We start from the raw sequence: 13,877 nt of genomic DNA, 5'->3' as shown, positions 1-13,877 counted from the left end.
GGGTGATCTTGGTCGAGAACCCGTATACCAGGAGCTTCGTCGTTGTGCAGAACCGTTCAACACACGGTCGCATCCGTCAGGTTGGAAGAGGCTCAGTACAAGCTGAGAGGTCAGCTGCGCTGCCTGCGCTTATGGATCCGCCCGATCAGCTTCTCGTCGAAATAAGCGAACCGCTCCCGATCCGTATCCACTGCGTCCAGGATCATTCTGGCCATCATGGCATGACCAGACGCATATTCTTGATAGAGGGCCCAAATCCCCTCCCGAGCCGCGATCTGACAATCGATCTCGATTTCCGGAGCTCCTGCTTCAATCTCCGTCCAGTGGGATTCCCCTCCCACACAGGCCCCGAGTTCATCAAGCAACCTGAGACGCACTTCATCGGAAGTGGGCTCATGCAGGGCCGCCACAATCATTGCGGTAACAGGTACCGCGACCTCGAAGAGCAGCGATTGGACGTAGACGTGCCCTTCCAATGATGCTTCCACAAAATCGCGCGAGGATGTGGCTGTCAGCAATGTGGCGAACTTCTCCGGGATATGCGTACCCATCTGGCCACATCCACAGCGCAGGGAGGACCAGTCAACTCGCTCAGCTTGGATCAATGCCGGGCTAACACTCATGCCTCTGTCCCTGCGCCTTTCGTTCCCTGGATCCGCCGTTCACCTGGCAGAACATCATACGTGAGCAAGCCAGTTACCTGTTGTCCCATTCGCCAGGATGCATGTACCACGCCCCCGGTTCGACGTCCTCTGGAGTCAGATACGTCTGGCAGACCTGACAGATGGGCATCTCGTCCCAGGCCCCCAATTTCATGTCCCAAGTCAGTGCCCGTGTGAGTACCACACGATTCGCGTCACCCCCCAGAGCGTTGATGACATTCCCTTCCGCGCAGTAGCCACAGCCCGATGACGCAACGGCGATCTCTCCCGTCTCGGCGTTGTACCCCGCGGACCATGTCTTCTTCGCCAGCCCCATGCTGGCCGGAATCCGACCACCGTCAGGGAAGAGGGTACGATGCGCCACCCGGTTCCGAAGGTTCCTCGCACCGGCGAGACCGTCCTCGATGGAGGTCCCCCTGGGGAGCCGAGTCTTGCTGACGACCGCCTTGGACGAGGCCTTTGAGCCAGGGTTACCCTTCCGTGCCGGCGCCCGCGAGTCTCGCGCCGAGGGCTTGACTCCGGGTGATCCGACGGCCGGGTCGTCGGCCCGCGCAGTTTCGGCCGCGGCCTTCTCGGCCTGGGCTTGGGCATTGGCGCGTTTGAGGGCGACGAGGTCGGCCGCATCGGAAGCCGCTTCGTCGACGGCTTTCGCCCCAGCACCCGCGACGACGGCGGCGTCGCCCTCGGCGACTGCGGCTCCGCCCTCCTCGACGGCGCCTTCAATACCGCCCTCAGCGACTGCCGGAACGCTTCCTTCGAGGCCACCGCCCGAGATGACGCCGCCGGCCATCTCGCAGGCTTGGTCGTGATCCGCCCCGCCCCCCGAGAGCCAGAATTCGCAGGTGACGAGGGACGCGGCCGCGACCACGATGCCACAGCCGAGGCTGACGAGGATGGGCACGCCGCCGCAGCCCTCGTCGACTGCGCCAGGCGGAGGGGGAGTGGGAGCCGGTCCCGGACTGGGACTCGGGGTCGAACCGGAGCCGCTGCCCCCGCCTGTGCTGCCCCCGCCCGTGCTGCCGCTGGAAGTGTTCGTGGAGGAAGAGCCGCCCCCCGGGGGTATGGGGGGCTTGTTCCCATAGGTGCCGTGATCGCCGCTGCAGTAGACCGGGTAGCAGCTTTCCAGGCCGTTGGCGTCGCTACTGGTGGCGGGGTTGTCGCCGGCGTAGGTGTAGCCGCCCATCTGGTTGGGGTCGCCGGCTTCGAAAAGGGGGTCGGGGGTGAGGAAGCGTCCGAGGGTGGGGTCGTAGTTGCGGGCGCCGAGGAGGTCGAGGCCGGTGGTGGTGTCGGTGGGTCGGCCGAGGAAGCCGCGGTTCTCGTCGGGGGCGACCCAGCTGGTGGGTTTGGTGCCGCGGGGGTTGCCGTAGGGGTCGAAGGAGCGGCGGGTGACGGCCAGGGAAGTGGCGTCGATGGCGGTGGTGGCGGTGCCCTGGGCGTTGGTGACCTGGTAGGTGAGGCTGCCGGTGCTGGAGCGGGTGATGCGGGTGCCGTCGGGACCGGCGTAATTGCGCAGGCCTGTCCAGGTCTTGCCGGCGACGTTCTGGGTGATCTGTTCGGTGCCGCCGAACAGATACAGGATGCGGGTGGTGTCGGTGGAGCCGACGGCGCTGGTCTGCTCCAGCAGTCCGCCGTCGGCGTCGTACAGGTACTTGCTGGTGTTGACGGTGCTGGTGCCCGAGGTGGTGGAGACGCTGGCGGTGCGGCCCTCACTGTCGTAGGCGAGACTCTGGCTCTGGCCCGCCGGGATGCTGGTGTTGTTGGTGGGGGTGCTCCACTGCTGGTCGGTGGTGGTCTTGCAGTCCCACAGGATCAGTTGCGTGCCGGGGGTCTGGTTGCCGGCCGGGTCGGCCAGGCATCGTCCGGAGCCGACGTTGACGAGGGTCTTGGTGGTGGTCGTCTTCCACTTCTGCGTGGCGATCGCGGTGTTGCAGGTGGTGATGACCACTTTGGTGGAGTTGCCCGTGGCCCCGCCGGCGGTGTCCAGGCACTTGCCCTGGATCTTGACGGTGCCGTCCAGGGCCACCGTGTAGGACTGGCCTGTGATGCCGCACGTGTTGATGGTCTGCACCGTGCCGTCGACGGTGGCATTGGCCGGGTCGGTCAGGCACAGGTTCGCGCCGGTGGTGGTTTTGATCGTCGCCAGGAGCTGGCCGGTGTAGCTGTTGGTGCGCTTGACGGTGTTTCCGGCGTTCTTGCCTGTGGTCGTGTCGGCGTAGGTGGGGGTGATGGTGGTGGTGCCGGTGGAGGGGTTGAGTGAGCTGGCGGCACCTCCCTGGTCGGGCAGCGTCGCGGCGACCGTGCCGTCCGCGCCGGGGTAGGAGATGGTCTGGGTGGTGTTGTTGACCGCGTTGCCCGAGGTGTCGTGGTTGACCATGCCGGTGCGGTCGCCGAGCTGGTCGTAGATGTAGCTCTGCCAGTAGGCCGCCGGCCCGCCGACCGTGGTGGTCTTCACCGGTGCCGCGGTGGTCTGGACGCGGCTGGTGTTGCAGCCGCCGACGGAGCCGACAGGCGCGCTGCTGGGGCTGGTGATGCCTGCGGTGTCCGTCCAGGCCGCGGTCAGGCGCTGGAAGGAGTCGTAGGTGAAGCACTGGGTGTCGTGGGTGGTGTTGTCCCGCAGGTCGTCGATCGCGGTGATCTCGGCGGCCTGGTTGTAGCGGTAGTTGACCACGTCCAGTGCGGTGGTCTGGGTCTGCAGCATGCTGGAGGTCTGGGTGACCCGGCCGGTGGTGGCGTCGTACTGGGCGAAGGTGGCCAGTTCCTTGCCGGTCGGCCCGTAGTTGGCCTGCTTGACCCGCCCGAACGGGTCATGGACGGCCGTGTCCAGGTAGGCGGGGGTGTCGGCGTTGGAGAGGAAGCCGCCGATGCCCGTCAGGTTCCCGGTCTGGGTGTAGCCGTAGTCCACGGTCTCGGCCGGGAGGTTGCCGTCGGCCTGGTAGTGGGTGCTGGCCAGCTTCCCGAGGGTGGGGGTGTAGGTGGCGGTGGCGGTGTAGGTGACGGTGCCGCTGGTGGGCGCGGCGCTCTGCCCAGCCGCTGCGAAGCCGTCGGCGGCGGGGATGGTCAGGGTGGAGCCGAGCGCCTGGTAGGCGGTGTCATAGCTGGTGACGGCCTTCGTATACGCCTTCCCCGTGGTGGTGTTGCCGCCCACGTAGCGGGTGGAGGAGGTCGGGTAGCCCTTGGCGAGGGTGTCATAGGTCCAGGACGTGAGCTGCTTGGCCGGATCCGGGGTGGCCGACCAGGGCGCCGCGTACGAGGCGGTCTTGCGGTCGTCCCAGTCGTAGGCGAAGGAGAGCACCTGGCCGCGCGCATCGGTGCTCTGCAGCAGGTTGCCCGCCACGTCGTACTTGTCGAACGTGCTGGTCCCGGCGTTCGGATCGGTCTGCGAGGTCTTCTGCCCGAGCAGGTTGTAGGAGTACGACCAGGTATTGCCCGCGGTGTCCTTGACGGTGGAGACCTGGCCGGCCGGGGTGTAGGTGTAGCGGGTGGTGGCATCGGCCGCGACGACGGCACCGGGCGTGCCCTGCTTCCACAGGACCGTCCTGCCATCGGCGGCGACGATGGACAGGGTGGAGTCGGTATGGACCCGGAGGGTGGCGCCGGCGGTCGCCGACAGGTTGGTGGTGAACTTGGCGGTGCCGGAGGTGTTGTAGACGACCAGATTGCCGTCGGTGCCGAACCGGGCGTAGGCGCCCGTGTTCCCGCCCGTCCCGCTGGACCAGATGGTCTTGCCGCTCGCCAGCGCGCTGAGGACCAGGTTCCCGTCGCCCTGCATGGTCAGGCGCACGCTGTTGGACGTCAGCGAGGTACCCGACGGGATCACCTGCCCGCCGGTGAGGGTGACGGTGGAGCCGGGGTTCTTCACCACACTGCGGGTCGTCTGCCCCAGCGCATTGGTGAATGTCGCCGTGGAGCGACCGCCCGCGACGGCGGTGGTGTCCGTCTCGTCGGCGCCGGGGTAGCTGGTGGAGGTGTCCCACTGCCTGACGGCCTGGTGCCACAGAGTGCTGGTGACCGGGCGGCCCTGGCCGTCGTAGGCGGTGGTGGTCTCCGACGGGATCTGGTTCTCGTTCGCCGCGTACAGCGTGGTCGAGGGTGGGTTGTTCGGCTCCGAATACGGGGCGAAGGAGGCGATGGGCCAGCCGTGGGAGTCGTAGAACGTGTCGGAGATGATCCGGCCGGTGTCGCTGTCACCCTGCGCGGTGGCCTGGGTCTGGCGCGGCTGCAGCATCCCGTCGTAGATCGAGATCGACGTGGCGTAGGTCTCGTCCTCACGCAGCGTCTTCGTCGTCACCGTGGACGGCGCGCCGGGCTGGGTGATCGTGCCACCGGGCGCCGCAACCGCACCGGGGTTGATGGAGTAGGCGAACGTCATGTCCGCGGTCTTGCCATCGGCCTTGTTCCTGCCGGGCAACCACACTGCGGTACGTCGCCCGAGGGCGTCGTAGGTGATATCCGTGATGCGACCGTTGACGTCGACGTTCCGTGTGGGGAGGCCCCGGAGCGCATCGAGGGTGGAAGTCACCTTCCAGTTCTGACTGTTGGTGCTCTCGATGCTTCTGGGGTTGGTGTTGCCTCCGTTGTCGTTCCAGGCCGGAAGGTAGTCGGTGTGGGTGTTCTGGCTGGTGGCGTCGACGGCGTCGGTGATTCGGCCGGCGCCGTCGTACTTCATGGCGACCGTGGTCTGCCAGTTCTCCGTGGTGCCGGTGTAACCGGTCGCCACCCGTACTGCGGTCGGCGCCCCCGTCGCCGTCAGCTGCCCGAATGTCCCCAGGTTCGCGAGGGTGCCGTCGCCGCCGTAGTAGATCTTCTTGTCGGCCAGCAGAGTGGCGGCGCCGGCCACGGTGCCGCAGGGCCCGCTGACCGTGGTGGTCTGGTCCGGGTAGGACAGCATGTGCGGATTGCTTGCGGGCGGGGTGGCGTAACTGGTGGTGGAGCACTTCTCCTGGGAGGTGTCCTTCACATCCCCGTGAGCATCCACACTGATCAGACGGCCCTCGTCGTCATATGCGGCATCGGTACGGGTGTGACGCCAGGTTCCGTCTGCGAGGAGGGAGTATCCGTGGGTCTGCCGCGTCTTGATGCGGTGTGCCGCCAGAGCCGGGAGCGTCGACAGGGGTGGCCTGGTCTCGCCGGGGTTGTCTTCTTGGGTCCAGTCCGACCAGGGTGACTGGGCCGCGCTCGCCGTGGTGGTGTCGGTGAAGGGGCCCTTGACGGTCACGGCGTTGACGGAGCCGCCGGCCGCGGTGTACGAGTCGGATTGCAGGGCCGTGCCGGCCAACTGATCGGCGTCGGTGACGCTGAGGACGGTGCTGCCGCCGACCGTAGCGTCCACGCTCACCACGCGGCGCGAGCCGTCGGCCCTGTAATCGCCGTTCATGCCCTGCAGGTACGTGGTGGTCTGCCGGGTCACCGGCTCGGGTGCCTGACCGGTCTGCACCGTCACGGTGCGGAAGCCCCGGAACTGATTCCAGGTGCGGTACTGATCGTCGGTCAGCGCCGAGTCGTCGCGGTGCCAGGCCGCTCCTGCGTAGCTGTACGTGGAGGTCTGGATCTCCGAGCCGGCCGGGATGTTCTGTGCGTCGGGCTTGTACTGGGAGGCAATCGTCAGGTCTGCGACGGTGACGGCGTGAACGGTGGTCTTGTTGAACCAGTCCGCGATCGGCTTGGAGGCCCCGGGGACCGTCCAGTACTCGGGATAGCACGAGTCGGTGTTGGAATCCGCGGTCGCGAAGCTCAGACTCTTGCCCGCGCAGGGGGTGGCGTTGTACTCGACCGCGATGGATTCGCCGGTTTCCGTCTGGATCGAGGAAATCCTGGGGTGGAAGAGCGGCGGTGCGGACGGACGGTTGTCGTTGACCCGGTTGTCGATCTCCGTACCGGTGAAGGAGACCTCGTTGGTGGAGAGGTCGCTGTTGCCGTTGTTGTAGGTGTCCTTGCCCGTGTGCTTGATCGACTGCAACCACATCACCGCTTGCAGCGATCCGGCGTCCACGGGGTCCACGGTGGTGCCGGTGACCGGGTCGACCGTGCCCCCCGCATCGGAGAAGACGTGCCCGAGCTGGTAGGAGTCGACCGCGATCAGACCCTTGTCGGTCGCACCCTCCATGACGTGCACCTTGGTGGTGATGCCGTCCAGACGGGTCGTGGTCCAGAAGGTCGGACCGCTAACGACGCAGACGTCCGTGGGCACCGAGGTCGCCCCGTCAGGGATCTTGGTGCTGTCGGTGGCGTCGCAGTGCAGGTCCCAGGGCACATCAGGCCAGTGCGGGGCCGTCGTGTCGTTCAGGTTGCCGGCCGAGCAGTCGGTGAACGATCCCGTGGTCTGACAACGCTGCTTGGAGGCGAAGACCACCTGCGCGGCCGGGGTGTGCTCGGCCAGAGCGTCGGCGAGCGTGTAGCCGTAGGAGATCGACTCCAGGAGGCCGCCGCGCGTGTACGAGGTCAGGGTGCCCGTCTCGCCGGTCGCGGCCTGGCCGCCGCCCAGGTCGTAGTAGTTGGTCTGGGTGTTGTAGTCGTAGCGCTGGACCATTCCGTTCGGTGCGACCACGAAGTCCAGGTTCCAGCGCCAGCCTTCCGGCTTGTCACAGCGGGAGGCCTTGCCCTTGGTCGGGTTGTAGCACGGGTCACCCGAGCGCGGGTGCAGCACCGGCAGACCCCACGCGGCCTGGGTGGAGGCATCCGTGGGGGCTCCCGCCTGGGGCACGCCGGCTGCGCCGACTCCGACCGGTGCGTGATCGGAGCCGAAGTAGGCGGCCGTGCCGTCCGTGGTCAGGACGCGGTAGTAGACGCCGTCGTACAGGCCGTTGGCCGCCCCGGACAGCTCCTGCACGATCGTGCCGTCGTCTCCCTGCAGCCTCCACTGCTTGATCTCGCCCGGCACGCTGGAATCGATGCCGTCCGGCACCAGCGTGCCGGAGTGGGATCCGAAGGACATCTGGGCGTTGTCACCGCCCCAGCACTGGTCCCCCGACCCCTTGAGGATCTTGTCGCCGTTGCCGTCCAGCAGGCTGCCGCAACCGCGGTAGCCGCGCTCGACGAAGCCCGGCTGGTAGCTCCAGCCGTCTCCGATCCATGAGGACTGCGAGTTGCGGGCCGAGGTCTCGCCGTCCACCGACTGAGAGTCGTAGGACAGGGCGACGGAAGGAGAACTGCCGCCGACGCCGGCGGGGACGTCTATCGGATACGAGTAGGTGTACGAGCCCGTCCCGGACGTCTGCCAGCTCCCTGACGGGGCCAATGACGTCGCCGTGTAACTGCCCTGCGATCCGGCGCTTCCCGAAGTCACCGCGAGCGTTGTGGACTCGGCCGACAGCGTCTGCGGCGCAAGTGAACGCCCCGGGAGGGACGGGCCGTCAGGAGCGGTGGCCGTGAGGGTGATGACGGCGGTGAGCTGGTGGGCAGCGGGCCGGTTGGTGAAGGCTATCGGTGTCTGCGTCCGACAGGCGGCCAACTGCGGGGTGGTCATGGCGCACGCCGGGAGCTGACGGAGCTGCAGTCGGGAGCCGTAGCCTCCGCCGTAGGCCTTGGCCAGCTGCGCGTAGTCGATGACCACTTGGATCCGGTCACTGGGAGCCTGGGCATCAGGGCGCGAAAGCGCTACGAGCATTCCGTTCGCCCCCGCACGGAGGGTCTGGGCGTGCGAGGCCACTTGGACTCGGACGGCGGCGGGACCGGACTCGGCCGTACTGCTCTGGTGGCGCACCGTGGCAGCGGGGGCGATCCAGACCGGAAGTGATCCGGCCTTGACGGGGCCTGCGACCGGCACGGTGCGTCCACTGTCCGCGTCGGATTCGGCAGGAGCCGTCTTCGGGGACTCCGACGGCGGCGTGGACGCGGCGGACGAGGGGACGCCCGGTGAGGGCACAGCGGATCCGGCGACGGGGGCGGATGTGCCCGCAGACCGCGTGGTGGACTTCGCGTCGGTGCCGGTGGCCCTCGCCCCGCGGGTACCTGTGTCGGCTGCTCGTGTCAGGGGCACCGTGACGGTTCCCGGTTTCGGCCAGGCAGGCTCGACGACGTGGTAAGCATCGAGTGGCTTGTAACCGCGGGGATGAGCCGGGGACTTCGGGCTCAGCGTGTGGTGGCCCACGGCCGGAGTCGCCGCCAGCTCCTTGGGGTTCCACACGTCGCCCTTGAAGGCATAGCGCCCGGCACCGGCCCGGGCCGCGGCGCCGACGTTGTCGTCGTCCGGGGAGAACCCGGGGCCGAGCCCCTGGGCGACGCCCTGCGGCAGAAGGAGCGCCAACAGGGTCAGCGCCACCGTCCAGCGGTTCAACTTCCCGCCCCAGATGCGATATCGAGCGCTGGCAAACCAGCGCCGCTTCCCAGACATGTGGCCCCCCCACACGGGCGACGACCGTGAGAGGTGCGCCGCTCCCCGATCACACGGGCAGCGTGATCGCAGGGAGGCTATTGATGATCCGCGAGCACCTCAATAGCCTGTGCCGGCGCCGTGACCAGGCCATATGCAAACGGTGAGCAAAATGTGTCTGGCTTGTGCAAAGCCGAACTTGATCACCGCGAGGCAAACCGGACACCGCGCGCACCATCCGCCGTTCCCGCAATCCAACCTGCGTGTTGGAGATCACATCTCTGCAGTGCTCGCGATCAAAGGAACTTCACCCCATGCTGCACCCACTTGTCCAAAGTCGTGGCCGGAGAAGACAACTGATAGTCCGTCATCTCGTACTGGCTCTGCTCGCCGGCCCGCTGCTGGCCATCCCCGCCACACCGGCGACCGCCGACGATGCCGCACCATCCGATCCCCGGCTGTCCGCACAGGCACAGGCCGTCGCCAGTGGCCAATCGGTACCGGTCGACGACCTCACCACCGAGATATCCACCACCGCCGCCAACCCCGACGGCACCTTCACCTCCACCACCAGCGTGATGCCCGTACGGGTTCGCAAGAACGGGTCCTGGACGCCGGTGGACGCCACACTGGTCACCAACCCGGACGGCACCCTCTCCCCCAACGCAACCCCTAACGGCGTCACCCTCTCCGGCGGCGGCACCGGCCCCCTCGTCACGTTGACCCACCAAGACGGCCACAAGATGGCGTTGACCCTGCCGTTCACTCTGCCGACTCCCACCGGCAACGGGGACACGGCCCTCTACAAAGAGGTACTCCCCGGGGTGGACCTCTCGGTGTCCGTCACCGACCAGGGCGGCTTCTCCGACGTCCTGATCGTCCACGACGCGGCGGCGGCCGCCAACCCGAAGGTCAAGCAGCTCACCTTCGCCGCCTCCGCCCAAGGCCTGTCCCTGTCGGCGACTCCGTCGGGCGGCATGAACGCCACCACCACGGATGGCACCCTGGACTACACCGGCCCGCAACCGCTGATGTGGGACTCCAGCACCCCGCCCACCGCGATGGCCAAACTGACCGCCGCCGCCGAGTCCACGGCGGTCGACGCCCCCACCGCCCCCACCGTCTCCTCGGCCGACGGGCCCGGCGTCGGCGCACTCGTCGACCAGGTGCCGATGAGCACCACTTCCACCACCTTCACGCTGACCCCAGACGCCACCGTGCTGACCGATCCGGCCACCACCTACCCCGTCTACATCGACCCCTACATGAACCCGGTCACCGCCAGCTCGGGCGCGTACGACGAGGTGTACTCCAGCTCCACCTGCAACAACAGCCCCCAGTACAACAAGCCCCAGCCCAATGGTGAGGGCGTGGGCTATCAGCGCTGGGGCGGGGCCTGCGGCAACGGGAAGGAGCGGTCCTTCTACGCGATTCCGTCCAGCGGCCTGGACCCGTCCATGGAAGTGTCCAAGGCGATCATCTCCATCTCCTCGACGTACGCAGCCAGTTGGGACTGCTCCCAGAACCAGCCGATCACGCTGCACACCACCGGTGGCATCTCCTCCACCACCGACTGGCTCAGCCAGCCCGGGGACAGCCCCGGGTACGCAACCGTCAGCACCACGATTCCCAGTGGCGCGAACTCCAACAGCAGCTGCAGCAACCACACCGCGAACTTCACCGTCACCGCCCAGGCGCAGAAGATCGCCGACACCAACAGCGCCAGCGGTGACTTCTGGACTGTCGGCCTGTTCGGTGACGAGTCCTCCACGAGCGACAACTACCTGCGCATGTCCAGCGTCCTCACACTGAACGTCACCTACGACATCCCGCCGGCAACGCCTTCCAGCCCGCACACCGTACCCGCCGCAGCCAAGGCGAGCGGCCCTTGCGTCATGAGCGGTGACGGCTGGATCGGCGCCACCACCTACTCCAACGCGGGCAGCAACATCCAGTTGCACTCGATCGTGACCACCGCCATCTCCGGCGAGAAAGCCGCCGCGCACTATGACGTGTGGGACCGCAGCGTCCTCGACGCCTCCGGCTACGGCATCCACAAGTCCACCCCCGACAGCGCCTACCTCGCCAGTGGCACCGACGCATCGATGCCCATCGGGTTCAAGCTGCTGGACGGCCACGAATACGGCTGGGACGTCTACAGCCAGACCGACTCCGCCCAGCACCTGAAGTCCCCGATGAGCGACCACTGCTGGTTCAAGACCGACTTCAGCGGCCCCGAAACCCCTACCGTCAACACCAACCCCTCCTTCCCCAGCGTCGGCAGCGGTCCCGCCGACCCCGTCGTCTACGCAAGCCCCACCCAGACCACCGACTTCACCGTCAGTGCAGCCGACGGTCCGCCCTCCGACACCTCCTGCACCCCCAACGCCTGCCTGACCAGCGGCATCGACCACTTCCTGTGGCAGCTCGACACACAGCCCACCGTCGCCACCGGCACCACGGCAGCCGTCAACAGCACCAACACGGCGGGCACCGCCACCGCCACGTTCAAGGTTCCCGTCACCCACTGGGGCGTGCACACCCTGTACGTGGTGGCCGTCGACAGAGCCGGCAACGCCTCCTCTGAGCCCGCCGGCTACACCTACACCGCCCCCTGGAACCCCGCCACGAAGATCACACCAGGTGACATCAGCGGCGACGGAATCCCCGACCTTCTCGCCACCACCAGCACTGGCGACCTCGACCTGATCACCGGCGACACCGACTCGGCACAGAGCGCAGCCCCGAGCCAGACCGGCCCGCTCACCGGCACCCCGCCGCCCATCACCGGTCCCGTCACCGTCTCCACGGCCGCCCAGTCACCCGACGGGACCGGATGGAACAACTATCTCGTCGCTCACCGCGGCAACCTGCACGGCGCCGACGTCGACGACCTGTTCGCCTACAACAAGCAGACCAAACAGCTCTACGTCTACCAGAACGACCTCGATCCAACCGACGACAACGCCTTCCCCCGCGTCAAATGGTCCACCTACCCCGGCTTCATCAGCAAGCGCTCAGAAATCGTCGTCAAGGATGGTTGCGAATCGGCCGCCATCACCCCGGACGACTCCCGCTGCCGCACCGCCGACTACGACGCCTCCGGCTGGAACATCACCCAGCTCATCACTCCCGGCAACGTGTTCGGCAACACGCAGAACAACCCCGCCGTCATCACGGTCGAGAACAAACGACTGTGGATCTACCAGACCACACAGGGCAAGCACCTCCACAACCCGATCCTGCTCGGTGACGGTGACTGGTCCGGCTACACACTGATCGCGCCAGGCACGGTCGGCGGCACCCTCACCACTGATACCGCTGGCAAGGGGAGCATCACCGGCGGATCCCCCGTTCTGTGGGCCCGCGACGACACCAGCGGCACAGTTCTCACCTTCCCGATCACCGTGGAACCCAACACAAAGACCCCCACGCTGCTCCACGCCCCGGTGCGCACCGCCTTCACCTCCGCTGTGGCCGCTTCTGGGGGCGGAAAGCTCTGCCTCGACGTGTACGGCGGCGGCACGGCCGACGGTACGAAGGTTCAGACCTGGGGATGCAACCAGACCCGCGCCCAGACCTGGTCGATGATGTCCGACGGCACGATCCGTGCCCTGGGCGGCTGCCTCGATGTCTACAGCGCCGGCACAGCCAACGGCACACCCGTCCAGCTCCATTCGTGCAACGGTACGCCCGCGCAGGAATGGGTCCTCAACACCTCGGGCAGCCTCAAGAACCCGAACTCCGGCAAATGTCTGGACGACCCGAACGCCAGCCCCACCGCCGGCACACAGCTACAGATCTACACCTGCAATGGCACGGCGGCCCAGAACTGGACCACTGGTGCCACCCCCGGGTGGCAGAGCAACCTGGCCACTCCGCTGGCTCCGGTCCTGTCGTCTACGAAGTACCCGGCGGTAATGTCTCCCGGCGATCTCAACAGCATTGCCGGCGGCCCGGACGGCCTCCCCGAGCTGTACGCGGTCGACAGCACCGGACAGCTCATGGAGTATCCGGGCGCCACACCCCAAGGTCAGGTCGCCGCATTCTCCGCCCCCGCATCGCTAGGCGCCGTGGGCAACACCTCAACCCACAACTGGCGCCTCAACGAAGGCACGGGCGCCACTGCGTCCGATGATCCGGGAGACCTCAACGCCGATTTGGCCGGCGCGTATGCCTGGACGAACGACACCACACGCGGGAAGGTGCTCCAGCTCTCCGGGACTACCGGGTACGCCGCCACCACCGGCCCAGCCGTGAATACGGCTGGCAGTTTCACCGTCTCGGCCTGGGTCAAACTCGGATCGCTGACCAGCAACTCCACCTTTGTGTCCCAATCGGGCTCCGTCGGGAACGTGAGTGGATTCCAACTCTATTACTCCTCCGGTGCGAAGGCGTGGGCCTTCGGTCGCCACACCGACGGCACCGCAACCTCCTCATTCTCCGCCGCCTACGGGTCCGGAACGCCGGTTGCGGCTGGGCGTTGGACTCATCTGGTCGGCGTCTTCGACGCCGCAGCGAACGAGATGCTGGTGTACGTAGACGGCCGTCTCGCCGGGGCGCACGCCTACACAGGCATCGATTGGAACGCAGACAATGCGGTGCAGATAGGCCGCAAGGTAGCCGGCACTGTATACGCCGAGTACGCCAACGGCTCTGTGAGCGACATACGGATCTACCCGACCGCTCTGCCCGCAGCGAACGCTGCCGCCACGGGCGAGCTGCCAAGAATCACCCAGCTCGACTGACGGAAAGACGGTGGGTGGTACGCAACCACGTACCACCCACCGCAATCAGCGACCTGTATTCTGCAGTCGCGAGAAGGAAAGTTAATACATCTCCTCAAGAGTGAGCCCTGTATCCAGATCACGTTCCCTACGCTCGCGCTGGTCACATACGCGTTCTGG

Annotated in this window: 3 protein-coding genes; 1 reads left to right on the top strand and 2 read right to left on the bottom strand. The window is 67.0% G+C overall.

The features are described 5' to 3' along the window. Positions 1–110: 110 nt before the first annotated feature. Together ACFYX3_RS37435 and ACFYX3_RS37430 are read right to left on the bottom strand one after the other, a co-directional pair. Entirely contained in the window at positions 111–551 is a 441-nt protein-coding gene (locus tag ACFYX3_RS37435) for a hypothetical protein (protein ID WP_389023700.1), read from the bottom strand. Between the two features lie 145 nt (positions 552–696). Beyond that, positions 697–8,934, bottom strand: coding sequence for a ricin-type beta-trefoil lectin domain protein (locus ACFYX3_RS37430; RefSeq protein ID WP_389023697.1), 8,238 nt, complete (start codon positions 8,932–8,934; stop codon positions 697–699). Positions 8,935–9,284: 350 nt separating this feature from the next. Between ACFYX3_RS37430 and ACFYX3_RS37425 the strand changes: the two genes are divergently transcribed. Beyond that, the gene (locus ACFYX3_RS37425; RefSeq protein ID WP_389023694.1) at positions 9,285–13,718 is read left to right on the top strand and encodes a ricin-type beta-trefoil lectin domain protein; all 4,434 of its coding nucleotides are present in this window, start codon (positions 9,285–9,287) and stop codon (positions 13,716–13,718) included. Positions 13,719–13,877: the final 159 nt, after the last annotated feature.

This window comes from Streptomyces sp. NPDC002463 (assembly GCF_042889835.1).
GTDB classification, from domain to species: domain Bacteria; phylum Actinomycetota; class Actinomycetes; order Streptomycetales; family Streptomycetaceae; genus Streptomyces; species Streptomyces nymphaeiformis.
The sequence above is the reverse complement of the archived record's forward strand: the minus strand, read 5'-3'. Positions and strand labels throughout refer to the sequence as shown.

Bases quoted from the DNA above. Each gene is read 5' to 3' on its own strand.
- ACFYX3_RS37435 (WP_389023700.1), bottom strand. From the start codon at position 551: ATGGGTACGCATATCCCGGAGAAGTTCGCCACATTGCTGACAGCCACA.
- ACFYX3_RS37425 (WP_389023694.1), top strand. From the start codon at position 9,285: ATGCTGCACCCACTTGTCCAAAGTCGTGGCCGGAGAAGACAACTGATA.